Raw genomic sequence first — 25,722 nt, 5'->3', positions numbered from 1 at the left:
CAGCCTAAGTAAATGTTAAACAAAGCGTGCCGAGACAGTGCCCAGCCCCTGATAACGTACGCTGATCGCATCACCTCTTTTTACGCTGATGGCAGCCGTGATGCCGCCGGTCATGATGAAGGTTCCGGCAGGGATCTCCTCGCCTCGCTCTCCCAGCATATTAGCCAGCATCGCTACTGAGGCTGCTGGATGACCCAGAACCGCTGCGCCCGCCCCTGTGGCGACCACCTCTCCATTGATCTCCATCACCACACCCAGAGTTTTAAGATCCACTTCATCCAGACTGGCCATACACCCTCCTGTGATGAATCGGGTGGAGCTGGAGTTATCAGCAATCACGCTTTTCAGATCGAACTTGAAATCCTTGTAGCGCGAGTCGATCACCTCCACAGCAGGTACAATAAAGTCGGTGGCGCGCAGCACGTCACCGATATGCACGCCAGGCCCTTTCAAGGGCGCCTTGGTGACGAAGGCGATCTCCGCTTCGATCTTGGGATGGATCAGCTCATCCATCCTGATATCACCTCCGTCAGGCACACTGAAGTAGTCCGCCAGATAGCCATAGCAGGGTTGTTCAACACCCATCTGTGCCATCTTGGCCCAGGAGGTCAGTCCCATCTTCATGCCGACGATTTTCGTGCCGCGAGCCTCTTTGCGACGACGGGCTTCCCACTGAATATCGAAAGCGTCTTCGTAGGTCATCTGCGGGTAGTCGTCGGTGATTTTGGTGATCTCATAGGCCTGCAGCTCCGCTTTCTCACAATGCTCGGCCAGTGCCTGAATCTCGTCGTGTGTCAGGTTTCCCATCAGATCAGCCCCTTCTCTTTTGCCATGGTCAGTGCCAGGTCTTCAATCATATCTTCCTGTCCGCCCACGGTGCCGCGACGCCCCAGTTCGACCAGAATGTCCCGCGCCGAGACGCCATATTTCTTCTCTGCCCGCTGAGCAAACAGCAGGAAGGAGCTGTATACACCAGCATAACCCAGTGTCAGCGCATCACGATCGACCCGGATCGGCTGGTCCATCATCGGCACCACGCGATCCTCAGCCACATCCATGATCTTGTAGAGATCGACGCCGCTGTGCACGCCCATCCGTTCCAGTACCGCAACGAACACCTCCAGTGGCGTATTGCCGGCACCGGCTCCGAGACCTGCCACCGAGCCATCGATACGAGAAGCCCCCGCATCGATCGCTGCCAGTGAGTTGGCGATGCCCATGCCGAGATTATGATGGCCATGAAAGCCTATCTCGACATTCGCCGGGAGTTCCGCACGCAGCAATCCGATCTTGTGGCTGACCTCATCCGGCAGCATATAACCCGCCGAATCGGTGCAATAGATGCAGTTGGCGCCATAACCGACCATCAACCTCGCCTGCTCCAGGATCTTCTCTGCACTGACCATATGCGCCATCATCAGGAAGCCGACCGTATCCATACCCAGTTTGGCGGCAAAGCCGATATGTTGCTCCGATACATCAGCCTCGGTGCAATGCGTAGCCACACGCAAAGTGGTCACACCACACTCATATGCCATGCGCAGGTGATCAACCGTCCCGATCCCTGGCAACAAGAGTGCCGATACTCTGGCCTGCTTCAGTTGTGGAATCACCGCTTTGAGATAGGCCTCATCACTGTGTGCCGGAAAACCATAGTTGACCGATGCACCACCCAGACCATCACCATGCGTGACCTCGATCAGCGGCATCCCCGCCTCATCCAGTCCGGTCGCGATATGCACCATTTGATCCAGAGAGATCTGGTGGCGCTTGGCATGCATGCCATCACGCAAACTCATGTCGTGCAGCGTGACCTGTTTACCCTGTAGATTCATCTTGTTTCTCCTCAGTTAGCCACGCGCCGGCAGGGTGATAGTGCCACTGGCAGCTTCTTCAGCGAACATCTCCGCAGTACGCAAACCAGCGGCCGTCATGATGTCCAGATTACCGGCATACTTCGGCAGAAAATCTCCCAACCCCTCGACTTCCATGAAGATCGAGACGCGGTTGCCATCAAAAACGGGTCCGTTGACCAAGCGATAACCGGGCACATATTTCTGCACCTCCTGCACCATCTTCTGTACTGAGTCTGTGATTGCATCACGATCCGGCTCTGTCTCGGTCAGACAGTGGATGGTGTCACGCATCATCAATGGCGGCTCTGCGGGATTGATGATGATGATCGCCTTGCCCTCACGAGCACCACCCACCTTTTCGACGGCACCGGCCGTAGTCCGTGTGAACTCATCGATGTTCTGACGCGTACCTGGGCCAACTGAACGGGAGGAGACTGTCGCAATGATCTCGCCATAGGTGACCGGCTGCACCCTTGATACTGCAGCAACCATGGGTATCGTGGCCTGACCACCACAGGTGACCATATTGACGTTCATCTCCAGATTGCGTGCATGATCCTGAAGATTGACCGGCGGCACACAGAAAGGGCCAACCGCAGCAGGTGTCAGATCGATCATGATCACGCCCAGTGCGTTCAGCTTGCGGCTGTTTTCGGCATGCACATAGGCAGAGGTCGCATCAAAAGCGATGCGGATATCATCCTCCAGCACATACGGCAACAAACCATCCACACCGGTGGCGCAGGTTTTAATGCCCATCTCGCGAGCTCGCTTCAGGCCTTCGGATTCAGGGTCGATCCCCACCATCCAGACCGGCTCGATCCACTCGGAGCGCTGCATCTTCATCAGCAGATCGGTCCCGATATTGCCCGGTCCAATGATGACGGCTTTGAGTTTCTGACTCATCTTGATTACCTGTCTGACTGATTAGATGAAGCGGACCGACGCACTGCCGATCCCACCGATACTGACGCTCATGAAATCACCCGGCTTGACCGGTTCCAGTGGTACCAGTGATCCCGATAAAATCACTTCCCCGGCTTTTAAACCGATACCAAAGCGTCCCAGGGTGTTTGCCAGCCAGGTCACACAATTGACCGGACTGCCAAGCGCCGCAGCACCGGCACCTGTGGAGAGCAGCACGCCATTCTTCTCCACCACCATGCCGCAGGTAGTCAGATCAACCTGCCTTGGACTGACCGCCCGGTCGCCCAGCACAAACAGACCACAGGAGGCGTTGTCTGCCACCGTGTCCTGAATCCTGATCTGCCAGTTCTCGATACGTGAGTCCACCACCTCGAAGCAGGGCATCACACACTCGGTTGCTGCCAACACATCTGCATTGGTGATGCCCGGCCCCATCAGATCTTTTTTCAGAATAAAGGCGATCTCGCCTTCCGCCTTGGGTTGGATCAACTGTTCACCAATAGGCATCTCTTCGCCCTGGTTGTAGGCCATGCGGTCAGTGAGATAACCGAAATCCGGCTGATCGACGCCCAGCATGGTCTGTACCGCTTTTGAGGTGAGCCCGACCTTCTTGCCAATCACTCGCTCGCCATCGGCAAGGCGCCTCTCCAGCAGGCGCAAGGAGATCTGATAGGCCTCCTCGATTGACAGTTCGCTGTAACGACTGGTCAGGGGCTGCACCGTGGTGCGGTTGCGCTGCGCGGCATAAAGTTCATCACCACACTGCTGTATCAGTTCATTGTTCATCATTTTGTTCTTCCACGAGGTGGCATCAGAGTTTGATGCAGATATTCTTGAGTTCGGTGTAAAAATCGAGCGAATAGGTCCCACCCTCACGTCCGATACCGGAACGCTTGGCACCACCGAAAGAGGTTCGCAGATCGCGCAGATACCAGCTGTTGACCCATACAATCCCGGCATTGACCTGCTCCGCGACGCGAATAGCCCGAGCACTGTTTTCAGTCCAGATCGCTGCCGCCAGGCCATAATCGGTATCGTTAGCCAGTGCGATCACCTCCTCCTCGGTATCGAAAGGACGGATATGACAGCAGGGGCCAAAGATCTCTTCACGGATCACACGGGCATCATCTGCCAGGCCGGTCCAGATGGTCGGCTCGATCCAGGCTCCCTCATTCAGCTCATCTCCCATATCCGGCACGCCGCCACCGATCACCACGGTGGCTCCCTCATCAACCGCCAGTTGATAATAGGAGAGCACCTTCTTGCGGTGCTGCTGGCTGACCAGCGGGCCAAAATCAACCCCCTCATCCTGCGGTCTCCCAATGCGCAGCTCAGCCACGCGCGCGCGCAGCCGCTCGACAAAGCGCTCAAAGATCGGCCGTTCGACATAGACCCGTTCGGTACCAAGACACACCTGGCCACAGTTAAGGAAGGCGGAGCGCATGGTGCCCTCGATCGCCTTGTCCAGATCACAGTCAGCAAACACCACACCGGGATTCTTGCCACCCAGCTCCATCGAGATATCGCGCAGGCCGATTGCTGCTGCCTGCATGATGATCTGGCCCGTTCGTGTTTCCCCGGTGAAGGTGATCGCATTGACGGCTTTGTGTGCCGTCAGATACTCACCCGCAGAGTTGGGGCCGAAGCCATGCACAACGTTATATACGCCGGGTGGCACACCACACTCATTCATCACCTCACCCAGCAATGCCGCTGTAGAGGGGGTTTCTTCGGAGGGTTTGACCACCACTGTGTTGCCGCAGGCCAATGCCGGGGCAACCTTGAAGGTCATCAGCAGAAGCGGCAGATTCCAGGGACTGATCACGGCTATGACCCCTTTCGGACGACGCTGACCTATGTTCAGAGCACCAAGCCCATCCGGTGTATCCATTCGAAAAGCATCGGTCGGCTCATTCGCCAGCATCTCGGCAAATGCCTTGAAGTTGGCGGCACCTCTTGGAATATCCACGGTTGACGCCATCGCGTACGGCTTGCCGGTATCCTTGCACTCAGCATCGAGAAACTCATCAAAGCGTTCAGTGATACGATCAGCTACACGATTCAGCAATTCGGCTCTGTCCTTCAGTGTCATGCGTCCCCAGGGACCATTGAGTGCAGCCTGTGCAGCACTTACCGCGGCATCCACCTCTGCCTGTCCCGCCTCATGCACCCGCGCAATCAGACTGTTGTCCACCGGGTTGCGGTTCTCGAAGGTGCGCCCGGATTGGCTGGCCACATGATCGCCGTTGATAAAATGTTTGATCTCTTTCATCTGTTTGACTCCAGCAAAAATTTTCCATGGTGCCTGCAGAGGGCGATCCAGATATCGGGATCGCCCGGCACCTCAGCGATTACTCAGTAGCCCGGTGGTCAGCCAGGGCAGCCAGCTCAGCAGAACCAGCACCCCCAGACAGGCCACCAGGAAGGGCAATAGGGCATTGAAAATCCGGAACATGCTGACGTTCGACATATTCGCCGTCACATACAACCCGGTTCCAACCGGAGGCGTCAGCAAGCCCAGCACCAGGTTGATACAGACCACCACACCGAAATGAACGGGATCAATCTGATAGTTGTTCACTGCAATCGGCAGCAGGATCGGCACGATCAGAATCAATGCTGCAATGCCATCCAGCACCATGCCGATCAGCAGCAGGCTCAAGGTCACCAGCAGCATGAAGGCAAAGGGGTCGGATGTGATGCCGCTCATCCACACCGCCACCTGCTGCGGCAGTTGTTCGAACACCAGTACCCAACCCAGCACATGGGCTGCTGCAATCAGCACGATAACCGTGGCCGAGCCAGTGGCGGTATCCTTGAGAATCTCACCCAGATCACTGATCTTCAGACTGCGATAAACAAACCTGCCGATCACAAAGGAGAGCACGGTAGCAACTCCAGCGGATTCCGTCGGCGTAGCGATACCAAGCAGAATGCTGCCGACTATCACCAATGGAATGGACAGAGCTGGCAGTGCATAAAACAGATCACTGCGGATCTCACTGACCGACACCTTGCGCCCTTGCGGGTAGTTATAGCGGTAACCGAGAATCGCCACGATCACAATGAACAGCACAAACAGCAGCAGTCCCGGCAGAATACCCGCGATGAACATGTCACCGATCGGCACCTGCGCCAGCACACCATAGATAATGAACAGCATGGAAGGCGGAATGATCGGCGACAACAGGCCACCCGCCGCAGTCAGAGCGCCTGCAAAAGCGCGGTCGTAACCCGCCTTCTCCATCTCCGGCACCATCACTTTGGACATCACCGCTATCTGAGCGATGGCTGATCCCATGATCGACGCCATCATCATGTTGGCCACGATATTGATATAGGCCAGACCACCGCGCAGGCTGCCCAGAAACAGAGAGGCCATCCCCACCAGCCGACGGGTCACGCCTCCACGGTTCATCAACTCACCGGTCAGCATGAACAGTGGAATCGCAAGCAGTCCATAGGATTCGATACCGCTGAACAGTTGCTGTGGCAATGAATCAAACAGAATCAGGTTGTTCGAGCGAACCACATAAACAGCGGCCGTCACCAGCAGCACGAACACCACCGGCAACCCGATGAACAACAGAGCGAAAAAGGCGATAGCAGTCATTTCTGTACCCCTCCGATAACCAGACGACACACAGCCGTCTCGCCCACTGATTCGAGCAGGTTCAGCAGCGCATGCAGCGTACAGAGCAGAGCCGACAGAGGTATGACAAGCCACACCAGGTACTTGCCGAATACCAGCGTATTGGTGGGTTCCTGGTAGATGAAGTTGAAGGTGTTGCCGGAAAATTCATAGCGATCAAAACCGGCAGCAGCGAGCCCCAGCGGGTCAAACCAGCGTAAGGCAATGAATAGCAGCAGAGCCGATGCCAACAGGATAATGCTGTCAATGATCAGGGTAAGATAGCCTCGGACCGTCTCGCTCAGCAAGCCGGTCAGAATCGTCACCGCCACATTTGCACGACGGGCGATCAGGATCGGAAAACTGAAGAAGACCATCCAGACCATCGTGTAAATCGCCAGTTCATCGATCCAGTAGATAGGTGCGCCGATGGAGCGGGTGATCACGTTCACGACAATCAGCAGCAGAACCAGTGCCACCAGCAGTGCGGCAAAGGTGTATTCGATGCGAAGCAGCCATCGACAGATACCGCTTCTGGAGAGACTGGAAAGCGCTGTAATCGACATAGACTTATCCTCTCTGACTGGACATCCCTGTCCTCACATAAGGGGGGTTATTTTCGGAGCTGTGCCAGAATGTCCGTTTTGCCAGACCACTTTTCCTCCCAGCGCGATATCGCCTCGCCGAAGAACTCAGGCCCCACTTCCACCACATTCAGATCCAGCGCTCTGATATCCTGTAACCAGCGGTTCTCTTTAACGATGTAGGTATCGATGGTTGAGAGCAGGTGCTTGTTCATCAGCGTACTGATCTGCTCACGCTCATCTTCTGTCAGTTGCTGCCAGACACGGTTGGAGACCAGACCGATCACGGGGAACATCATGTGGTTGGAGAGCAGGATGGTGTCCGCATGATCATAGTAACGAAGGTGTACGATCAGCTCGGCATCCATATCAATCGCATCCACCTGACCATTGGCCAGCGCCTCATAAACTGCCGGCAGTGGCATAGGTGTGGGTGCTGTGCCTATTTCGTTGTAGAAATCACGGATCGGTTCAAACGGCGTGATGCGGATCTTCTTGCCGCGCAGGTCATCAACTGTTTCAACCGGACCACGACTGACAATCTGACGCAGTCCACCCATGCCGAAACCAACGCCGACCACACCGGCACCGCGTGGCAGTTGATCCAGCATGGAGCGTGCCGTTTCGCTCATCAGAATATCGCCCGCCTCCTCAATATTACGAGCAAGATAGGGTGCATAGAGCGCACCGAAGTCGGGGACGCGGTTGGAGACCTCAGCCAGTGTCAGGAAAGCCATATCCAGCGCACCGGACTGCAGCATCTGCATCATCTGTGCTTCATTTCCCAGCTGACTGGAGGGAAAAACACTGACGCTGTGGGCCTGACCCGATACCTGATTCAGTTCGGTGGCAAAGCTTTCTGCTGCCTGAGTCCAGATGTGTGCCGGTGGTGTCAACAATCCGAGACGGAAATCACGCGCCTGGGCACTTCCCGCTCCGACTGACAACATCGCCAGCCCCAGCAAGCAACCTTTCAATGTGTTTTTTATCATTTTCATTGTGTCACCTTTGAGTTTCATCACTTTGTGTTCGGTGCTTTTCACGCCTGTCGCAGCAGCCGTGTCAAAGCCCCAGCCAATTGACGGCATTGCTGCCCAGTACCCGGTCTTTCTGTTGTGCTGTCAGATATTGCGAATTCCTGACCAGTGCTCCCATGGTCTGCTCACCCAGTGGAAAGGGATAATCCGTGCCGAACATCACCTGCTCCTCGCCCATCACATCAACCAACAGTCGCAGTGCGCCATCGTCAAACACGGCGGAATCGACATAAAAGCGATCAACATAACTGGAGGGCAGGTTCGGACAGTCCCGACGCACAATGTCGCGGTGTTTCCAGGCGTTATCGATGCGCCCAAGCAGATAGGGGAAGCTGCCGCCGCCGTGCGCAAAGCACAGGCGCAGATTCTTCGGCAGGCGCTCGAATGCGCCAGACAGAATCAGCGACAAAATAGAGAGTTCGGTTTCAGCCGGCATATCCACCAACCACTGCAGCATGTAGCGCTGATTGCGTACCGTGCTGTTCATATCCCAGGGGTGGGCCAGTACCGCTGCCCCTACTTCGGCACAGTGCTGCAACACGGTCAGAATACCCTCATCGTCGAGATCACGATCGCCGACATGGTTGCCGATCTGAACGCCCAGATGACCATCCTTCATGGCACGGCTGATCTCGTGACAGGCCAGATCTGTATCCTGCAGCGGCACCTGTGCCAGACTTTTCAGCCGATCAGGATTGTGTGCACAGATTTCTCGCGCGGCATCGTTGAAAATGCGGGCACACTCAGCTGCCTGCTCCGGCTGACGGCCATAGGCAAACAGTACAGGGGTAGCACTGATCACCTGGATATCGATCTGATCACGATCCATATCCTCAATGCGCTTTGCGGGATCCCAAAGTGCCGAGGTCACAGGCCGAAACTCACGTTCGCCGAACATCATCATGGCGTGCTGAGCATCCAGATGTTTCATCCAGGGCCAGTCGCCACCAAAGCGCGCCGACAGATCCGGCCAACTGTGAGGAACAAAATGGTTGTGAATGTCGATGACGGGCATAGCGTACTCACTTCATGCAGATCGTCCGTGTTGAGTAGCGGACGAAGGTTGTTGTCATGTCATGAAGTGAGACTAAAGCAGGCTGAGATAAATGAATAATCAGTAATAGGCGCTTTGATATAAGGCAAACCTATACCTGATGGATCAGTTATTCTGATCAGCGCTTAGGCTATGAAATATCTATTGCAGGATTCACTGTCTGAATGGCTCGCACACCGTATGCAGCTCTTCGATAAAGCGCTTGACCGCTGTCGAAGGCTCTACCCCACTCTTGGTTGAGATCCCGACCGGGCCTAAACTAGCCGCCTGCAACACCTGCAGTTTGACCAGCTCACCTCGTTCGATCTTGTCTTTAACCGTATGGGCAGGAGCAATACCGATCAGGTTGGTATGTTTCCATAGATAGCTGTTGGTAAGCCAGGAGGTAGACTCAATCGCACAGTGCGGCGGTTGCAGCCCGGCATCAAAGAACATCTTTTCCAGTTGAGTCCGCAGCGTGGTTTCGATCGGTGGCAGTATCCAGTCATGCTGCAGCAGATCTTCCAGTGTCAGACTGGCCCGCTTCGACAGGGGGTTAGACGGTGAAGTGAAGATGGTACTGCCCTCATGATAGAGCAGCTGCTGATCAATCCCCTGCCTGTACTCATGCTCCGGTAAGCGTCCGACCACCATGTCGATATCACCACGCATCAGCTTAGGCATCAGGATATCATTGGTACCCTCAGTCACCTTGATGATCACATTGGGTCGCTTCTCACGCATGCGCAGAATCGCATTGGGCAGCACATAGGCCGAGGACGCAAGCAGAGTGCCGATAATGACACGCCCACCCGCTCCCGACTCCAGATCCGACAACTCCTCTCCGGCATGGCGCAGATGTGACAGGATCGCACGCGCATGTCGTACAAGAACAAGACCATAACGAGTGGTTTCAACACCACGGTTGGTGCGCTTGAAAAGTTCACAGCCCAGAGCATCTTCCAGCTCTCTGAGTGATTGCGTCGCTGCCGGCTGACTCATACCGATACTGTCACTTGCCGCGCGCAGGGTTTTCATGTCGTCGATCGCGACTATCAGCTTGAGCTGACGCAACTTCAGTCTTGAGATGATCTTGCGGGCAATATCCACCTGTGACTCCTGTAATTTAAACCGCTATTCTGACAGCAATACTGACATGATTATAAATCAATACCGGCCTCTGGAATTGGTATTGCTTATATCAGGATAACGCAATCACCCTGCACCTGCATGTGTGTCGATAGCTGCACTGCTAATCAATGGAAGAGTTCTGAATGAGCGGAACTGATAACTGACTGTTGCTGACCAGCAATTCAGCCGCCTACAGCTGGACATAAAAAAAGCGAGGGGATCACTCCACCTCGCTCAAAAGAAGATTGCATAGACTACATTCAATTGTCTGAACAGCAGCTTAAAGCCTGCACCTCTGTGTGCCAGCAGAAGTGATTACAGCGTGACCCAGCCCTCAGGCGGTTTGCCCTTACCAGGGTGAACTGTCCCGCAACTCGGGCAAGTGCGGGCATCAAGATTGTCGTGAAAGTCATTGTAGATACGTGGCAGCGTATCGACGATTTGGCTGGGATCGATCAGAGACACCTCCTCGCGATGCACACGGGTGCCGCACTCAAAGCAGTACCACTCAAACCCCTCTTTCATGCCCGCCATACGAGGTGACTCAACCACTATGCCGATCGAGCCCTCCTGTGGACGCTGCGGTGCATGTATGGTGTGTGCCGGCATCATGAACACCTCGCCCTCACGGATAGGTACATCGTAGATCACACCATTTTCGACGATTTTAAGCACCATATCGCCCTTGATCTGGTAGAACCACTCCTCTACCGGGTCATCATGAAAATCAACCCGGGTGTTGGGGCCTCCCACCACCATGACAATCATGCCTGAGTCATGATGCAGCAACTGGTTATTGACCGGTGGTTTCAGTTTGTCCTGATTCTCTTCAACCCACTGTTTGAAGTTGAAGGGTTTGAAACGGGGATGCAATGGCATGGTCAGTTCCTCAATTATTATTGCTTTGTGGGCAGTAGGCAGTGACTTTGATCTCAATCACCAAGTGTGGATGAGGCAACTGATGTACCGCCACCGTGGTCCGTGCCGGTCCGTCATATCCGAAAAACTCCGAATAGACTTCGTTATAGCCACCAAAATCATTCATATTGACAAGAAAACTCGTCACATCCACGACATCTTCAAGACCGGCACCGACGGCATTGAGAATATCGCGTATATTACTGATCACAGCGCGTGTCTGGGCACGGATATCCAACTGTGTCACGCCCATCTCATCCACTTTAACTCCTTCAAAGGTGTTATCGGGAAGGCGGGAACTGGTACCTGACACGAAGAGAAAATCTCCAGCCCGCTTCACATGCGGAAAGGTGCCTCTTGGCCTGGCTTTCTCCTGAATGAGTGTGGACGACATGCTGACTCCTGATAATTTGTGTGGCTTTAGTTCATGCCTTGATCATAGGAGCATCTGAATTAAGTGGGTAATCATATCTAATGCTCCAGATATAGGTTTTTCGTATATCTGGAAAACTGCTATAATTTCCGTTATTTACATCTGTACCTTTGTATTCGATTACAGCGATGTCAGTAGTGATATCATCTGTGATATAAACCCTTGAACCCGAACACCCTGCAGTCACGCTGATAACTCTCTGCTCAAGGATATGATATATGGCCGAACAACCGCTGTTCGATATCGAAGAGATTGTCAGGGAGAGCTTTGACGAAGAGGGGCAGGAGCAGCTGACCGAAAAGCTCAGCCAGCGCGAGCCTGAAGAGGTCGCACTGGCGCTGGAAGCGATGCCGGTTGAGCAGCGTGTCACCACCTGGCAGAGCCTGCCACCTGAAAATCAGATCGAAGCCCTGACCTTCATGCGCGTGGATGCGCGTGAAAACATATTCAAGCAGATAGACGACGACCAGCTATTCCAGCTGGTTGAGAATATCGACGTTGATGACCTGCTGGAACTGCTGGACGAGTTACCTCCCGCTGTTTATCACTATGCCGCCTCACGCCTGGATGAAAGTCAACGCCGCTGGCTGGATACCGCACTGACCTATGATGACGAACAGTGTGGTCGTTATGCCGATCATGACCTGCTGATCATCAATCGCAATGCCAAGGTTCGGGATGCAATTCGTCTGTTTCGCAAACTGACCGATGAAGCTGAATATCAGGACAGCCTGTTTGTCGTTGACCGCACCGGCCGTTATGTCGGCTTGATTCAGGCCAGCCAGTTGCTGGGAGTGGGTAGTCACACATCAATCGACTCTTTTATAGACAGTGACGCCCCAGTGGTTGAAGGCAACATGGATCTGGATGATGGGTCTGATCTGGTGTATCGCTCCGGCTATACCGCTCTGGCCGTGGTAGATGCCGATGGCAAGCTGCTGGGTCGCATGTCGATCGGCGAAGCGATGGAGAATATGCGCCGCAGCATGGAGAGCCAGTTCATGCACACGGCCGGTCTTGATGAGGACGAGGATCTGTTCGCTCCAGTCGTCGACAGCGCCAAACGGCGTGCGGTCTGGCTCGGCATCAACCTGCTGACCGCCTTTCTAGCAGCCTGGACCATCGGGCTGTTTGAGGCCACACTGGAGCAGGTGGTGGCTCTCGCCGTGCTGATGCCGATTGTCGCAAGCATGGGCGGCATCGCTGGCAGCCAGACACTCACACTGATGATTCGGGGCTTGGCGCTGGATCAGATTGGTCCGAAAACCTACTTCACACTGCTATACAAAGAGCTCGGTGTTGCTGCCATCAATGGCCTGATCTGGGCTATCGTGATAGCGGCCATTACCTACCTCTGGTTTGGTGACATGATTATCGGCATCGTGATCGGTATTGCGATCATCATTAACATTCTGATTGCTGCGGTTTCTGGCGTATTCATCCCGATACTGCTCGATAAACTGAAAATCGACCCGGCGCTGTCCGGCCCGGTCATCCTGACTACTGTCACTGATGTGATCGGCTTCTTCGCTTTCCTCGGCCTCGGCACACTGATGCTGTTGAACTGACGGGGAAAGGGCGAAAAGGGGTCAGGTACATTTATTGCTTTGCGATAAATGTACCTGACCCCTTTTCGATAAATGTACCTGACCCCTTTTCGCCTGCGTCCTGTAGCTTCCTCAGACTCCTTTGGGGTAGTCTTTATGGCTACCCTTTTTTATGAGAATCAGCATGACCCCGCAGACAGCCTCTACGATCAATCTCAGCACACTGCAGCAGGACAGTGAAGCACTGCTGGCGGTGCTGGAGCGTTGGGCTGAGGCGGGTTGGTTGCGTTGGCTTGATGTTGAACTGGCCCGTTTTCTGAGCAAGGAAGTGGTTGATGCTTCTCCGCTACTGTTGCTGGCAGCAGCGTTGACCAGCCATCAGAATGGCCGTGGGCATGTTTGCCTGGATCTGCAACACTGTCTGGATGAACCTGAGCGGGCCTTATCTCTGCCGCCAGAAGGAGATCAGAGTGAACTGTCCGTGCTGCCGGGACAGCTGCTGAGCAGTATTCAACTCGACCAGTGGCTGCAGGCACTCAGCCACCCACTGTTGATCACGCGCACTGGCACGAGCGACGACACAACCGAGAACAACACACCACTCAACACATCACTCAATACACCACTGGTACTGTCAGGCTCTGCAGAGCGCCCGCTGCTATACCTGCGGCGCTTCTGGCGCTACGAACAGCAGATCAGCCAGGTGATTCTGAGCCGTCTGGAACAGCCCTTCGACCTGCCAGAGAGCCTGCTGAAGCAGAGCCTTAATCTGCTTTTTGAGAGCAAGGATACCGATCCCAACTGGCAGATGATCGCCTGTGCGCTGGCAGCCCGAAGTGCCTTTGCCGTGATCACCGGTGGCCCCGGCACCGGCAAGACCACCACCGTCGTCAAACTGCTCGCCCTGCTGCAACATCTGGCGCTGTCACAGCAGGGTGGTGCACTGCGCATTCGTCTGGCTGCACCGACCGGTAAAGCAGCCGCACGCCTGAATGAGTCGATTGCAGGTCAGGTGCAGGGGCTGAACCTTTCGCAACTGCCGGATGCCGAGCGAATCAGAGATGAGATTCCTACTGAGGTAACCACCCTGCACCGTCTGCTGGGCCCGATTCCCGGCAGTCGTTTCTTCCGTCATCATGCTGGTAACCCACTGCCGGTGGATCTGGTGGTGGTGGATGAGGCATCGATGGTGGATGTTGAGATGATGGCCAATCTGCTGTCGGCACTCGCTCCGGGAGCACGCCTGATTCTGCTCGGTGACAAGGATCAGCTGGCATCCGTCGAGGCCGGTGCCGTATTGGGCAGTCTGTGTCAGCGTGCTGATGCCGCCCACTACACACCAGCAACCGCACAGTGGCTGCAAGGCATTTGCCAACAGAGCATCCCTGCCGAATATATTGATCCGCATGGCACCGCGCGTGATCAGGTGATCACCATGCTGCGCCACAGCTTTCGTTTCGGCAGCCAGTCCGGAATCGGGACGCTGGCCCGACGGGTCAATACTGCCGCCAACACCACAGAGCTGCAGGCCGTTTTTAACGGTCAGTTTGCTGATCTGCAGCACCTGCGTCTGAACAGTGCAACGGATCAACGCTTCGAGCAACTGATCACAGATTCCGAGGCGGGTTACGGCACCTACCTGTCCTGCCTGCAGCAACAGCGCCCTGCCAATACGGACCCAACGGAGAGTTGGGATAACTGGGCCAGAGCCGTACTCAAAGCTCACGGCCAATTCCAGTTGCTTGCCGCCCTGCGAATGGGACCCTGGGGTGTGGAGCAGTTGAATGAACGAATTGCGAGCGCTTTGCAGTCTCACGGGCTGATCGATCCCACAGGGATCTGGTACACCGGCCGCCCGGTAATGATCACCCGCAATGACTACAGCCTGGGATTGATGAATGGCGATATCGGTATGACTCTGGAGTATCCGCGCCAGCATGAGGATGGCCGTATCAGCCGGGTATTGCGCGTTGCCTTTCCTGCCGGTGATGGCACGGATCGCATCCGCTGGATTCTACCGGGACGCCTTCAGGCTGCTGAAACAGTTTTTGCCATGACCGTGCACAAATCACAGGGCTCGGAGTTCCGCCACACAGCTCTGCTGCTGCCGGATCACGATAGCCCGATCCTGACCCGTGAACTGATCTACACCGGCATCACCCGCGCCAGAGAGAAGTTCACCCTGATCGACAGCCACTCTCGCGTACTGGCAAATGCTGTAGCAAGCAGCGTTTATCGTGTGAGTGGCCTGTTTTAACTCTGCCGAAAGTTCTAGCTCTTCCGAAAGCTCTAGCTCTGACGAAAACGCTCAGCAAAACGCCGACTCACCGCCAGGCTTTTTCGGCTCCCTTTGAGCTTGACGTTCAACTGCCCTGTCAGTGTGCGGCTGATCTTTTCAATCATCCGCACCTGCACGATGCTGCTGCGATGAATGCGCCAGAAACGCTCAGGATCCAGCTGATTTTCCAGCTGTTTGAGAGGAGTACGGATCAGGTATTCGCCGCCTTCGGTGACTAGTGTGGTGTACTTGTCTTCAGCCCGAAAGGCTAAAACCTCATCCACACTGATCATCAGAATCTCCTCACCCTGCTGCACATTGAACCAGTTCAGCCAGCGTGGCGCCACCTCCCTGGATGACTGCTGCAGCAATTCACGTAACTGACCAAGATCCGCAAGCCCCGGCTCCAACTGACGCTGTTTGATGCGCTCTATTGTCTGCTGCAGACGCCGGTCATCCACCGGCTTAAGTAGATAGTCGATCGCCTCTCGCTCAAATGCCTGCACGGCAAACTCATCATAGGCTGTCAGAAAAACCAGTGCGCAGTCGCGAGTCAGTCCCGCCTGCTGCATGTTCAACGCCACTTCAAGGCCGGTCATCGCTGGCATGTTGATATCGAGAAACACCACCGACGGCCTGATCGCCTGAATCTTCGTCCAGGCTTCGACCCCGTCACTGGCCAGATGGATCTGATCCAGCTCAGGCCAGAGGCTCTCCAGGCGCTGGTGCAGATTGAAGCGTAGCACCGGCTCATCATCGGCCAGCAGACAGGTCAGCTGCATCTCGCCTCCTTATCCGCTCGCTCTATCATGCGTACTAACGGGCTTAGCTGAGTAAAGAAAACGTACACTAATCTATCACTCCTGCAATCGCCCGAAAGAAGGCCACCGACTCATGGTCATTAGCATCAAAATTTGGATCAGCACTAGTCTTGACGATCACCACTTCGTGTTCTGGGTGTACATAGATGTATTGTCCCCAAACTCCAATGGCTAGAAAGTCGCCCTGAGGCTCCTCCGGCACCCACCACTTGTAACCGTAGCCAAAGGTCCAACTGCTGTCGGGGTTTTCGCCTGGCTGTAAATGGGGTGCGGTCGGATTCAAGCTTATCTGAACCCAGTCCGCAGGAATGATGGCTTCTCCCTCACGCTGCCCACCTTCAAGGTACAAAAGCCCGAAGCGGCCGAAATCACGCAAGGTGGCGTTAAGGCAGCAAAGTGCAAACTCGCGTCCTGTGCGATCCGAACTCCAAGTTGCGTTTGCTTCTGCCCCCATAGGTGCCCAAAGCCGCGTGGCCAGGTAGTCAGACAACGGCATACCGGTCGCATACTCCAATACCAGCCCCAAGGCCATGGAATCGGAACTGATGTAATCGTTGTAAATACCAGGTTCACGCACAGCCACCAGTTCTGCCAGAATCTGCTCGACTGGCACATTCATTGCCATGGCACGAATGAACAGCATATTGATGTCGGATAGCGGGTTTTCGTAATTTTCGTCAAACTGCATGCCCGAAGACATTGTCAGCGCTGCATCAATAGACACGGCACCGTAATCGGTACCTTTTAGTGTCGGCACATAATCACCAATAGTATCATGCACACTGCCGATGTAGCCCTCATCAATGGCGATGCCAATTAAGGCTGATAGCACTGATTTGGCCATGGACCAGGACGTTAACAGCGCATTTTCATCTGCCCCCAACCAGTACTGCTCATAAACAATGGTATCGCGATGCAACACCAACAAACCCGTGGTGGTGGTTTGCTCTAAAAAGCGGTCCGTATCGCGGTCAGCGCCCTGAAAAATATAGGTTTTTGGCAGCGACATTAACTGCTTTTGAAGCACCCGAACATCGCCAGATGATGCAACAGTTCGATGCGGGAAAATACGATCCATCGAGCGGAAGTTTTCGACCCGATATGCATCAGAAAACAAAGTGATGCCGGCCCAATAGGGACTCTGCTTTAACCAAACAAAGGCACCCAGACCGATCACTAATATCAGCGCCATAAACCCAGCTATTACCTTCAGTAATATTTTCAAAGCCTTCATGATGCTACCCTCTCTCGAAACGGCAGTGTCAGCACCACCCGCGTACCGCCCTCATCCGGCCGAACGATTCTAAGCTTCGCACGATCATCATATAGCAGTGCCAGACGCTCACGCAGATTGTTCAACGCCACACCCTGTCCCTCTGTTGTGCTGACCTGCTGCATACCTATGCCATTATCCTCTATCTGTATCTCACACCCCTGCAGCGTCGGCACAGCCAGGATGGTCAACGTCCCACCCTGAGGTAAAGGCTCCAGCCCATGCCGGATCGCATTCTCCACCAATGGCTGCAACACCAGTGGAGGAAGCTCGAACAATCGCAGCTCATCATCCAGATTGATCTGCCACTGCAACCGTTCTCCCATGCGGATCTGTTGGATTTCAAGATAGGCACTGACCAGCGCAAGTTCCTCATTCAGAGTGCTCCAGTCGGACCGAACCTGATGCAGGTTGCGTCGCAAGAGCGTCGTCAGCGCCTGTATCATCGCCTTGGCCTGCTCAGGTTGCTGATCAATCAAACCCTGAATATTGGCCAGCGTATTGAAAAGAAAATGGGGCTCCATCTGACTTTGCAGCACTCTGAGCTCTGCCAGCGCAGAAGCATGTTGCTGCTGCGTCTCGCGTGCCTTGTGCGCTTCGATATCCGCCTGCAGAGCACGTGACAGTGCATAGGTGTAGAAAAAGTAGCACACACTTAGCGTAAAGATGCCACCAATCACCAGTTGAGTGAGTACCCGCTGCGGCTGCTCCAGCAGTAACCGTGGTGCCAACTCCCCCGTCACCACCCAGAAGTGATTACTGACCCCCAGAAGCAGACCCAGAAACAGCGCCAACCCCGCCGTCAGCCAGGTTGGGAGTGAGCGAATCCAGTAAAGTGCGGTGTTCAGCAGCAACACCGCTGTCACCCCATAACCCAGCGAAACGCTGGCACTGCGCAACAGGTCCAGATCGGTCAGCAACCAGACCAGTATCGTGATCACCCCACAGGCCAGCAACGTGACCAGTAGATAGCGGCTCAGTAACCTGATGAAGGTACTGAGCCCGGTTTCCGATTGAGAAAATGAAAATACCGACATGATGATAGATCCGTTTAACGGCACGAGAAGAAAAGCCTACCACATCACATGCCCCTGACACGCACACCAGACAGCAAACGATATTTCCACCAGATGATAAGTGGTGTGATCAATACGGTCGGCGCCAGCCAGAGGATAAATGCGGGCTCCAGGCTGACATTCACAACCAACACTGCCGTTATCGTCGCGATGGTCCCCCCGAGCATCATCCCGGCATGGTTGGCGATTCGCTCACCGCCTCTGAACCCACCTTCACGAAGTGTTCTCAGCCCCGACAGGCTGAACCAGAGACTCAACCCGGCAAATACCAGCAAGGTGATCCCCTGCCCCATGCCATTGAATAGTTGTAAAGCGCCGAGCCCAAGCATCATCAACGCTGACAGCAACATGGCACCCTGCAGCAACCAGTCAACCACACCTGGATCACCTCTCCGGTTGCGCGCCATTCTCCAGCCAGTCAATGCCAGATAGACGCTGAAGATCGCAATAAGAAGGAGAAACAGATTGGGCTTGAGCATCGTCATCACCACCGCGGTCACGAACACCAGCAGCATACCGGCAACAAACACCAGTCCACTGATTCGATGCCAGTGATGGGATAAATTGGCAGTTTTCAGCCCGGCTGCAATGATTGCAGCAATCAGTGCCGCCGATCCGGCCAGAATATGGATCGACAATAGGATGGAATAGAACATACTCACACCTCCGCTGTTAACAGGGTTGTTAATCATGCGGGCAGTGTAAAGAAGGGCTGACTTCTCTCTCAACGCGATCTGACCAGTGGTTATTACTTGCGACAAGTGGTGGTTATCGGGCGCGACTGATGAGAAGCAGCCCCTGCCACACTACTCCACCTCGGCAAACAGCCGTGCAGATGTGGCGAAGATCTGAGTCATCGCAGCGCCTATCTCACGAAAAGCAGGGTGGTCAGCAGCATACTGTTCCATCTCTACTCTGACCTGATCCAGAGCCAACGCTACCTGATGAAAAGCTCCGACCACCTCTTTCTCTGACAGACCGCAGGCCGTACGGCCAAAGGTTTTCAGATAGCGAGGCTCCCACCAGGTTTTTTTACCTGCCAGCGTCAAAGCCGGCACATCCTTATTCAGATAGGGAAGAGTCGATACTATGTCATAGGCGGGTGCTAATCTGCGCTGAGCAAAAGGAGAGGAGTACAGAATGCCGAAATTTTTCAGGTGCGCATCGCCATTCCCCACCGCACGTGACACCAGCAAAGAGAGGAATAGTGAAGTCAGGTCCTGCCTGCGATGATCCGGTGATACAAATGCGGATATACTTCTGGCCAGTCGTTCATAACTGCCACTGTACTTGTCCAGTGGCGGCAGCCCCTGCAAGACACAGGCATCCTCAAAGCCGAGCCAGTTACCCTCGCCATCGCGATCAAAACGCTTCATCACAAACAGGCGGGCATCCGCTGAAAGATCAAAGTCCGGAACCGCCAACCCCACACTGCGGGCAACCCGCATGCAGAAGTACTCATTGGCCGCCAGTTGTGGATAGTCATCACCCCAGGACTTGACGATGAACCCTTCTGTTTTCAGCGTGCCCCGCTCCTCCACCCTTGCGGGTACCAACACTTTTGGCTGCACGCCTGAAATACCTGACCTGAGCGCATACTTGCTGACCAACTCTTCGAACAGCGCACTGTTGCCTGACGTCAGCAGCCCGTTCATCGACTCACCAACGCTCTCGGCAGATTCAGCATCAACCATCTGATCAGGTGACGTAACGATCACCCTACCCACCTGATAACGCCCCAGTGCTGTCAACATCACCAGATCACCTGCACCCTGAAGCTTGGAAATCGTCTTGCGTAAGATATCCGCCAGATATCCCTCCGGAAGGTTCTGAGCAAAAATTGGATGGATACCGGGATAGGTGACAGCCTCCGAATCGACCGGCATCGTCACAGATACTGCCTGAAAGGGCTTCAGTTTATCTCGATAGGTAAATACTGCCGGATCAGGCATACCGGGCACAAAAAGCTCCCCGACTGGTAACTGATCCACCTGCACGTTCGCACGCTTAAGAGACATATCACTTACTCCCTGTTCATATCGCGCAGCAGCTCAGGCAGTGTCGGTAGAGGTGATGCTGGCCGCACAATCAACTCCAGCTCCAGTACGGCCAACAGCCTGACGACCTTTCCATACCCCAACTCCGGCAGCCGCTGGTTTTCTAGTTTCGACAAGGTACTCCTGTCGACCCCTGCCATATCCGCCAACGCCTGCATGGAGTAACCTTTGCGCCGACGCACCTGACGGACGCAGACCCCAAGATCAAACAGATCCATGTGAATATACTCTACGTTTACTAAATAATTTTATAAAATGTGGTGTATATTCACAAAATAGCAGGCTTGAGAAGATTGAACAAGGAGGTGCTCGGCCCCTGCCATCTGAGTTGATCATGCACTATGCTGTAACCATCTGTATCTTCTGAGGAAATCATCATGATCCTTGCGGTTCTGTTACTGCTGATCTGTCAATTGATCGGCGAGGTGATCGCGCGGATGCTGGGTTTACCCCTGCCAGGTCCGGTGCTGGGGCTGGCACTGCTGCTGATCCTGTTTATAGTGCATAAACCGATATTTGCTCGCGTCCAACCCACAGCACAGGGGTTACTGCAGCACCTGTCGTTACTGTTTGTACCCGCAGGTGTAGGGATTGTCGGCCATGTGGACAGGCTGGGAACGGAGGGATTCGGCATTCTGATGGCGCTGATTCTGAGCACATTGCTGGCGATTGCCATAGGGGCGCTGGTATTTGCCGGTGTTTCAAAGCTCTGCGGCGATACTGAAGAAAATCTGGAAAAAGGAGCGAATAATGAGTGATTTTCTGGAGATCTGGAGCTATCTTGCCGAAAACCAGTTGCTGTGGCTCAGTGGTACGTTGGCCGCTTATGTTCTGGCGGATAAACTCTTCCGCACAGCAGGACGTACCCCCTACCTGAACCCGGTACTGATCAGTGTGCTGATACTGGCCTGCCTGCTCTGGCTGACCGATACCAGCTTCCCGGTCTATTTTGAGGGTGCACAGTTCATCCATTTCATGCTTGGCCCGGCAACCGTTGCGCTCGCTGTGCCGCTGTTTATCAACTTTGCGCGGGTACGCAAAAGCCTGCTACCGATACTGGCGGCCCTGTTTGCCGGATCTCTGACAGCCATCATCAGCGCCGTCGGCATCGCCTGGGCACTCGGGATCAGTGGCGAAAGCCTGCTGTCACTGGCACCCAAATCTGCCACCGCACCGGTTGCGATGGGGATCTCCGACAGCATCGGTGGTTCACCAACGCTCACTGCCGTATTGGTGCTACTGACTGGCGTGATCGGAGCAGTCGCCGCAACACCGCTGCTGAATCTGTTACGTATCAAGGACTGGCGCGCGCGCGGCTTTGCTACAGGCGTGGCGGCACATGGCATCGGTACCGCTCGTGCCTTTCAAGTGAACGACACGGCAGGGGCGTTTGCAGCGGTTGGCATGGGGTTGAATGCGTTACTGACGGCTCTGCTGGTGCCGTTACTGATCGCTTTGATGCTGTGATAACGTACTGATAAAGATAAACGACGTTTCTGACAACCTGCTGTCCAATTGGTTAGTCAGATTGCGCACTGAGCTGCTGATCCGAATAACTTGATGGCTGGATCAAGATACTGGATAGTAGGTAGATAGTAGAATACTGATATAGATCGGCAACCCGGAACCGGCGATAATGCCGGGCACTGGATGCATCTCTCCGGATTGAGCAATTGATGGATAAGGACACACAGACACCCCCCGCTATCCATCAGGATGATGCGGGAATCCTGCTGGCAGGCGACTGGGATACACGCTATCTGAAAGAGCTGGTACGCCTGATAAATGATGTGCGGCTGGATAAGTCGCACTCGATCAGTGCCAGTCTCGGCCAGATGGATACCAACGGCGCACTGCAGCTTCTCAAGCTGATCGGCCCATCCCCGGACGCCTGGCCCAAGGGGCTGACACCAGATCAGACACGCCTGTTGGAGCTGGTTGCCGCGCGCAGCGGAGACACTCCGGAACCTGAGCCCTCACTCAACTGGCTGGCTGATCTCGGAAAGCGGACAGTTGAATCTGCTGGCCATGGCCAGGAACTGCTGAATTTTTTTGGTCGTTTGAGCGCTCTTGTGCTCAGACTGTTCCGCCACCCTGGCGAGCTCAAGATCAAAATGGTGCTGGATGTTTTACAGAAAGATGGCCTGCATGCGGTGCCGATCATCGCCCTGCTGGCCTTTCTGCTCGGTGCTGTTATCGCCTATCAGGGTGGCCTGCAGCTTGCTACTTATGGCGCCAACATTTTTATCGTTGAGCTGGTATCCCTGACACTGCTGCGCGAGCTGTCTCCGCTGATCTGCGCCATCATCGTCGCTGGCCGCTCCGGCTCCGCCTATGCCGCGCAACTGGCGACCATGCAGATGAATCAGGAGATACTGGCCCTGAAAAGTCTGGGCCAGGACCCCTACGCCTGGCTGATTCTGCCCAAACTTATCGGGCTGATGCTGGTGATGCCACTGCTGACGATTCTGTCGATGGCGGCCGGTATCGGTGGCGGCATGCTGGTGGCATCTCTGCAGTTGGAGCTGAGCCCAATCGAGTTCATTCAGCGCTTTGGCTCCAGTGTGGATGTGATTCATTTCTGGGTCGGCCTGATCAAGGCTCCGGTGTTTGCACTGCTGATCGTTAATGTCGGTTGCATGCAGGGTCTGTTGGCAAAGGGTGGTGCCGAAGAGGTAGGGCGTCGTACAACCCGCAGCGTGGTGCAGAGTATTTTTCTGGTGATCATCGCCGACGCCATCTTCTCCATTCTATTTGCACAACTGGGCTGGTGAGACGATGACACAAACAACACTGGTCGATATTAAAGGCCTCGCAACCCGTTTCGGCAGCCACGAGGTGCACAAAAATCTCGATCTGACCGTTATACGCGGCGAACGTCTTGCTCTGGTTGGTGGCAGTGGCTGTGGCAAATCGGTGCTGCTGAGCGAGATTGCACTGCTGCAGGAGGCCGATGAAGGTGAAATCAAACTGTTCGGCCTTCCCGTCACAGAGCTGACAACCGGACAGATGGCAGGCCTGAGGAAAAAGATCGGCATGATGTTTCAGCAGGGCGCCCTCTTCTCCAGCCTCACGGTGCTGGAAAACATCATGCTGTCGATTCGCGAACATCAATCTCTGCCCGACAGCCTGCTGGAAGAGCTGGCGATGCTCAAGCTGCGTCTGACCGGCCTGCCCGATCTGGCCGCATGGAAATATCCGCAGGAACTCAGCGGTGGTATGCTGAAGCGAGCTGCCGTGGCCCGCGCACTGGCACTCGACCCAGGCCTGTTGTTGCTGGATGAGCCCACCGCTGGCCTTGACCCCGCCGGAGCCAGTGCCTTTGACGAGATGCTGCTGGAGCTGCATGCCACGCTGGATCTGACGCTGATTCTGGTTACCCACGATCTCGATTCACTGTGGCGTGTGACTGATCAGGTGGCATTTCTGGGCGAGAAGCGCGTACTGGCCAAGCTGCCGATGGATGACCTGTCGGCACATGAACATCCCGAAATTCAACACTACTTTGCCAACACCCGTGCACGACGCGCGGCGATCAAAATGGAGTCCGAAGAATGAATCCACGCATCAACTACACGCTGGTCGGTGCATTTGTTGTACTCCTCCTGCTGTTGGGGCTGGGTATGATTGCCTGGATGACGCAGGATCAGCGTCATCAGGAGCGACAGCTCTACATCACCTATTTCACCGAATCCGTGGCGGGGCTGAATGAACGCGCCAGTGTGCGCTATCTGGGCGTGCCTGTGGGTATCGTTGAGCGTATATCACTGGATACCGACGTGGAGGGGCGCGTACGCCTGGATCTTCGCATCGATCCACAAACACCTATCCGCGAGAACTCAGTGGCCTCCCTGCAGAATCAGGGTATTACCGGCTTGTTGTTTGTCGAGATCAATGGCGGCGATGGTCAAAGCGCCTATCTGGAAACATCAGACAGTGACCCAGCTGTGATACGCAGTCAGGCCTCACGCCTGTTGCAGATCACCGATGCACTGAGTGACTCACTCACTCGCTTCAATGATCTGGCAGACAACCTGAACGAACTGACACGCCAGATCAGCCAGTTGACCGATGCCGAGATGAGGCAGCAGTTGAGCAATATGCTGGCTGCCGTAGAGTCACTGGCATCAACCGCTGACCAACAGGTCGCTCAACTGGATCTGAAACCCTATGAAGAGATGGCACAGGCTCTGACTGATTTCACTCGCCAGCTACAGACCCAGAGCGAAGACTGGCCAGTGGCTATCGAACAGATGGGACAGAACCTGGCCGACAGCCTGACGCAGAGTATGGACAAGGCGACCCGCCAGATAGAGCTGCTGTCACGTGATGGCCAGGCCACCACCCGGCAACTGCCATCAATCTTGTCTGAGCTCGAAACACTGTTGGAACAGTTCAAACGCGAAAGTAACAGTCTGATAACCGGCCCGGCCTCACTGCCGCCCGGCCCTGGAGAAAACCCATGAGACAAGGACGCACCCAGCTCCTGACCTGCCTTAGCCTGCTGCTGATCAGCGGTTGTACTCTGCTGCCTGAAGCGGGGCCCGCTCCCTTGCAGCTTCAGCTTGCGCCGCTGGGCAAATCACAGGAAAGCCGCGCCAAACACTATGCTGCAGACACCCAGACCCTGGTAGTCGAGCGCCCACAATCCACACCGGCCCTGAACAGCCGCAACATCTGGTATCAGCCCGCTCCCAACCAGTTGATGCCCTTTCGCGACCATATCTGGAGCGAGCCCCTGCCTCAGCAATTGCAGCGCATCAGCGTTGACTATCTGGCAGATCAACTCTCGCAGATCAGCGTCCATCAGGATAGGCCAGGCATTGATGCCACCTACCGCCTGAGCATTACTCTGCACACCTGGCACCTTGATCAACTAGCCGGCACGCTGGCCATCGCCCTGTACGCCGACCTGTTGACTGCCGAAGGCAAACCGCTTGCTCGCTGGCAATGGGAACAGACGGAAACACTAAGTGAGATCAGCGCACCCGGCATGGCGGCGGCCAGCCAACACTGGGTACAGAGTTGGCTGGAAGGTTTGCCAGAGCAGTTGGAGCGGGTGGTGGCAGAGAGCGGTCGGTGACAGCATCATTCAGCAAAGTATTTTGCAGGTTAGGTAC

General features: G+C 55.0%; 26 protein-coding genes. 8 read left to right on the top strand and 18 right to left on the bottom strand.

All coding sequences use genetic code 11. From position 1 onward, the window contains the following. Nucleotides 1-15: 15 nt before the first annotated feature. The 12 genes from dmpH to F7R27_RS10625 form a co-directional block, all read right to left on the bottom strand. The gene (gene dmpH, locus F7R27_RS10680) at nt 16-807 is read right to left on the bottom strand and encodes a 2-oxo-3-hexenedioate decarboxylase (RefSeq protein WP_151704250.1); all 792 of its coding nucleotides are present in this window, start codon (nt 805-807) and stop codon (nt 16-18) included. Then, complete coding sequence (dmpG, locus tag F7R27_RS10675) at nt 807-1,835, bottom strand: 4-hydroxy-2-oxovalerate aldolase (protein WP_151704249.1); 1,029 nt, start codon at nt 1,833-1,835, stop codon at nt 807-809. The genes dmpH and dmpG overlap by 1 nt, the downstream gene beginning before the upstream one ends. Nucleotides 1,836-1,850: 15 nt before the next feature. Next, nucleotides 1,851-2,762: an acetaldehyde dehydrogenase (acetylating) gene (locus F7R27_RS10670; protein WP_151704248.1), complete on the bottom strand. Its 912-nt coding sequence runs from the start codon at nt 2,760-2,762 to the stop codon at nt 1,851-1,853. Nucleotides 2,763-2,783: 21 nt separating this feature from the next. Then, on the bottom strand, nt 2,784-3,569 hold the full coding sequence (gene dmpE, locus F7R27_RS10665) for a 2-oxopent-4-enoate hydratase (RefSeq protein ID WP_151704472.1): 786 nt from the start codon (nt 3,567-3,569) through the stop codon (nt 2,784-2,786). Between the two features lie 25 nt (nt 3,570-3,594). Continuing rightward, nucleotides 3,595-5,055 (bottom strand): 2-hydroxymuconic semialdehyde dehydrogenase, encoded by a 1,461-nt coding sequence (locus tag F7R27_RS10660; protein WP_151704247.1) that lies wholly within the window; start codon nt 5,053-5,055, stop codon nt 3,595-3,597. 72 nt (nt 5,056-5,127) lie between these two features. Then, a complete protein-coding gene (locus F7R27_RS10655) occupies nt 5,128-6,396 on the bottom strand; it encodes a TRAP transporter large permease (protein ID WP_151704246.1) in 1,269 nt (422 codons plus the stop codon). After that, nucleotides 6,393-6,980: a TRAP transporter small permease gene (locus F7R27_RS10650; protein WP_151704245.1), complete on the bottom strand. Its 588-nt coding sequence runs from the start codon at nt 6,978-6,980 to the stop codon at nt 6,393-6,395. Before F7R27_RS10650 ends, F7R27_RS10655 begins: the two co-directional genes overlap by 4 nt. 47 nt (nt 6,981-7,027) lie before the next feature. After that, nucleotides 7,028-7,996, bottom strand: a complete 969-nt coding sequence (locus F7R27_RS10645; RefSeq protein WP_240776342.1) for a TRAP transporter substrate-binding protein — start codon at nt 7,994-7,996, stop codon at nt 7,028-7,030. 64 nt (nt 7,997-8,060) lie between these two features. Next, entirely contained in the window at nt 8,061-9,050 is a 990-nt protein-coding gene (locus F7R27_RS10640) for an amidohydrolase family protein (protein WP_151704244.1), read from the bottom strand. 192 nt (nt 9,051-9,242) lie between these two features. Beyond that, on the bottom strand, nt 9,243-10,178 hold the full coding sequence (locus F7R27_RS10635) for a LysR substrate-binding domain-containing protein (protein WP_151704243.1): 936 nt from the start codon (nt 10,176-10,178) through the stop codon (nt 9,243-9,245). Between the two features lie 336 nt (nt 10,179-10,514). Beyond that, nucleotides 10,515-11,078, bottom strand: a complete 564-nt coding sequence (locus F7R27_RS10630) for a 3-hydroxyanthranilate 3,4-dioxygenase (RefSeq protein WP_151704242.1) — start codon at nt 11,076-11,078, stop codon at nt 10,515-10,517. 10 nt (nt 11,079-11,088) lie between these two features. Continuing rightward, the gene (locus F7R27_RS10625; protein ID WP_151704241.1) at nt 11,089-11,511 is read right to left on the bottom strand and encodes a RidA family protein; all 423 of its coding nucleotides are present in this window, start codon (nt 11,509-11,511) and stop codon (nt 11,089-11,091) included. Between the two features lie 257 nt (nt 11,512-11,768). On the opposite strand from F7R27_RS10625, the gene mgtE reads away from it, so the two are divergent. Both mgtE and recD read left to right on the top strand, forming a co-directional pair. Further along, the gene (gene mgtE, locus F7R27_RS10620; protein WP_151704240.1) at nt 11,769-13,118 is read left to right on the top strand and encodes a magnesium transporter; all 1,350 of its coding nucleotides are present in this window, start codon (nt 11,769-11,771) and stop codon (nt 13,116-13,118) included. A gap of 163 nt (nt 13,119-13,281) precedes the next feature. Beyond that, entirely contained in the window at nt 13,282-15,354 is a 2,073-nt protein-coding gene (gene recD / locus F7R27_RS10615; protein WP_151704239.1) for an exodeoxyribonuclease V subunit alpha, read from the top strand. A gap of 32 nt (nt 15,355-15,386) precedes the next feature. Here recD and F7R27_RS10610 read toward each other — a convergent pair whose 3' ends face one another. The 6 genes from F7R27_RS10610 to F7R27_RS10585 all read right to left on the bottom strand — a co-directional run bounded on the left by F7R27_RS10610 (nt 15,387) and on the right by F7R27_RS10585 (nt 20,820). Further along, nucleotides 15,387-16,157, bottom strand: a complete 771-nt coding sequence (locus F7R27_RS10610) for a LytR/AlgR family response regulator transcription factor (RefSeq protein ID WP_151704238.1) — start codon at nt 16,155-16,157, stop codon at nt 15,387-15,389. Between the two features lie 67 nt (nt 16,158-16,224). Further along, on the bottom strand, nt 16,225-17,430 hold the full coding sequence (locus F7R27_RS10605; protein WP_151704237.1) for a serine hydrolase domain-containing protein: 1,206 nt from the start codon (nt 17,428-17,430) through the stop codon (nt 16,225-16,227). Then, nucleotides 17,427-18,506, bottom strand: a complete 1,080-nt coding sequence (locus F7R27_RS10600; RefSeq protein ID WP_151704236.1) for a sensor histidine kinase — start codon at nt 18,504-18,506, stop codon at nt 17,427-17,429. The genes F7R27_RS10605 and F7R27_RS10600 overlap by 4 nt, the downstream gene beginning before the upstream one ends. Nucleotides 18,507-18,550: 44 nt before the next feature. Then, nucleotides 18,551-19,237, bottom strand: coding sequence for a DUF6040 family protein (locus F7R27_RS10595; RefSeq protein ID WP_276612561.1), 687 nt, complete (start codon nt 19,235-19,237; stop codon nt 18,551-18,553). A 114-nt stretch (nt 19,238-19,351) separates the two neighbouring features. Next, entirely contained in the window at nt 19,352-20,563 is a 1,212-nt protein-coding gene (locus tag F7R27_RS10590; RefSeq protein WP_151704234.1) for a type II toxin-antitoxin system HipA family toxin, read from the bottom strand. Between the two features lie 5 nt (nt 20,564-20,568). Continuing rightward, a complete protein-coding gene (locus tag F7R27_RS10585) occupies nt 20,569-20,820 on the bottom strand; it encodes a helix-turn-helix domain-containing protein (RefSeq protein ID WP_151704233.1) in 252 nt (83 codons plus the stop codon). 159 nt (nt 20,821-20,979) lie between these two features. Here F7R27_RS10585 and F7R27_RS10580 point away from each other — a divergent pair, with 159 nt between their 5' ends. The 6 genes from F7R27_RS10580 to F7R27_RS10555 all read left to right on the top strand — a co-directional run bounded on the left by F7R27_RS10580 (nt 20,980) and on the right by F7R27_RS10555 (nt 25,685). Then, on the top strand, nt 20,980-21,360 hold the full coding sequence (locus F7R27_RS10580; RefSeq protein ID WP_151704232.1) for a CidA/LrgA family protein: 381 nt from the start codon (nt 20,980-20,982) through the stop codon (nt 21,358-21,360). Next, the gene (locus F7R27_RS10575; protein ID WP_151704231.1) at nt 21,353-22,069 is read left to right on the top strand and encodes an LrgB family protein; all 717 of its coding nucleotides are present in this window, start codon (nt 21,353-21,355) and stop codon (nt 22,067-22,069) included. Before F7R27_RS10580 ends, F7R27_RS10575 begins: the two co-directional genes overlap by 8 nt. A gap of 209 nt (nt 22,070-22,278) precedes the next feature. Beyond that, a complete protein-coding gene (locus tag F7R27_RS10570; RefSeq protein WP_151704230.1) occupies nt 22,279-23,376 on the top strand; it encodes an MlaE family ABC transporter permease in 1,098 nt (365 codons plus the stop codon). Between the two features lie 4 nt (nt 23,377-23,380). Further along, on the top strand, nt 23,381-24,160 hold the full coding sequence (locus tag F7R27_RS10565) for an ABC transporter ATP-binding protein (RefSeq protein WP_151704229.1): 780 nt from the start codon (nt 23,381-23,383) through the stop codon (nt 24,158-24,160). Continuing rightward, entirely contained in the window at nt 24,157-25,068 is a 912-nt protein-coding gene (locus F7R27_RS10560; protein ID WP_151704228.1) for an MlaD family protein, read from the top strand. The genes F7R27_RS10565 and F7R27_RS10560 overlap by 4 nt, the downstream gene beginning before the upstream one ends. Next, nucleotides 25,065-25,685 (top strand): ABC-type transport auxiliary lipoprotein family protein, encoded by a 621-nt coding sequence (locus tag F7R27_RS10555; protein ID WP_151704227.1) that lies wholly within the window; start codon nt 25,065-25,067, stop codon nt 25,683-25,685. The genes F7R27_RS10560 and F7R27_RS10555 overlap by 4 nt, the downstream gene beginning before the upstream one ends. Nucleotides 25,686-25,722: the final 37 nt, after the last annotated feature.

It is taken from the genome of Nitrincola alkalilacustris (assembly GCF_008973755.1).
GTDB lineage: Bacteria > Pseudomonadota > Gammaproteobacteria > Pseudomonadales > Balneatricaceae > Nitrincola > Nitrincola alkalilacustris.
The sequence above is the reverse complement of the archived record's forward strand: the minus strand, read 5'-3'. Positions and strand labels throughout refer to the sequence as shown.

Bases quoted from the DNA above. Each gene is read 5' to 3' on its own strand.
- dmpH (WP_151704250.1), bottom strand. From the start codon at position 807: ATGGGAAACCTGACACACGACGAGATTCAGGCACTGGCCGAGCATTGT.
- dmpG (WP_151704249.1), bottom strand. From the start codon at position 1,835: ATGAATCTACAGGGTAAACAGGTCACGCTGCACGACATGAGTTTGCGT.
- F7R27_RS10670 (WP_151704248.1), bottom strand. From the start codon at position 2,762: ATGAGTCAGAAACTCAAAGCCGTCATCATTGGACCGGGCAATATCGGG.
- dmpE (WP_151704472.1), bottom strand. From the start codon at position 3,569: ATGAACAATGAACTGATACAGCAGTGTGGTGATGAACTTTATGCCGCG.
- F7R27_RS10660 (WP_151704247.1), bottom strand. From the start codon at position 5,055: ATGAAAGAGATCAAACATTTTATCAACGGCGATCATGTGGCCAGCCAA.
- F7R27_RS10655 (WP_151704246.1), bottom strand. From the start codon at position 6,396: ATGACTGCTATCGCCTTTTTCGCTCTGTTGTTCATCGGGTTGCCGGTG.
- F7R27_RS10650 (WP_151704245.1), bottom strand. From the start codon at position 6,980: ATGTCGATTACAGCGCTTTCCAGTCTCTCCAGAAGCGGTATCTGTCGA.
- F7R27_RS10645 (WP_240776342.1), bottom strand. From the start codon at position 7,996: ATGAAAATGATAAAAAACACATTGAAAGGTTGCTTGCTGGGGCTGGCG.
- F7R27_RS10640 (WP_151704244.1), bottom strand. From the start codon at position 9,050: ATGCCCGTCATCGACATTCACAACCATTTTGTTCCTCACAGTTGGCCG.
- F7R27_RS10630 (WP_151704242.1), bottom strand. From the start codon at position 11,078: ATGCCATTGCATCCCCGTTTCAAACCCTTCAACTTCAAACAGTGGGTT.
- F7R27_RS10625 (WP_151704241.1), bottom strand. From the start codon at position 11,511: ATGTCGTCCACACTCATTCAGGAGAAAGCCAGGCCAAGAGGCACCTTT.
- mgtE (WP_151704240.1), top strand. From the start codon at position 11,769: ATGGCCGAACAACCGCTGTTCGATATCGAAGAGATTGTCAGGGAGAGC.
- recD (WP_151704239.1), top strand. From the start codon at position 13,282: ATGACCCCGCAGACAGCCTCTACGATCAATCTCAGCACACTGCAGCAG.
- F7R27_RS10610 (WP_151704238.1), bottom strand. From the start codon at position 16,157: ATGCAGCTGACCTGTCTGCTGGCCGATGATGAGCCGGTGCTACGCTTC.
- F7R27_RS10605 (WP_151704237.1), bottom strand. From the start codon at position 17,430: ATGAAGGCTTTGAAAATATTACTGAAGGTAATAGCTGGGTTTATGGCG.
- F7R27_RS10600 (WP_151704236.1), bottom strand. From the start codon at position 18,506: ATGTCGGTATTTTCATTTTCTCAATCGGAAACCGGGCTCAGTACCTTC.
- F7R27_RS10595 (WP_276612561.1), bottom strand. From the start codon at position 19,237: ATGATTAACAACCCTGTTAACAGCGGAGGTGTGAGTATGTTCTATTCC.
- F7R27_RS10590 (WP_151704234.1), bottom strand. From the start codon at position 20,563: ATGTCTCTTAAGCGTGCGAACGTGCAGGTGGATCAGTTACCAGTCGGG.
- F7R27_RS10585 (WP_151704233.1), bottom strand. From the start codon at position 20,820: ATGGATCTGTTTGATCTTGGGGTCTGCGTCCGTCAGGTGCGTCGGCGC.
- F7R27_RS10580 (WP_151704232.1), top strand. From the start codon at position 20,980: ATGATCCTTGCGGTTCTGTTACTGCTGATCTGTCAATTGATCGGCGAG.
- F7R27_RS10575 (WP_151704231.1), top strand. From the start codon at position 21,353: ATGAGTGATTTTCTGGAGATCTGGAGCTATCTTGCCGAAAACCAGTTG.
- F7R27_RS10570 (WP_151704230.1), top strand. From the start codon at position 22,279: ATGGATAAGGACACACAGACACCCCCCGCTATCCATCAGGATGATGCG.
- F7R27_RS10565 (WP_151704229.1), top strand. From the start codon at position 23,381: ATGACACAAACAACACTGGTCGATATTAAAGGCCTCGCAACCCGTTTC.
- F7R27_RS10560 (WP_151704228.1), top strand. From the start codon at position 24,157: ATGAATCCACGCATCAACTACACGCTGGTCGGTGCATTTGTTGTACTC.
- F7R27_RS10555 (WP_151704227.1), top strand. From the start codon at position 25,065: ATGAGACAAGGACGCACCCAGCTCCTGACCTGCCTTAGCCTGCTGCTG.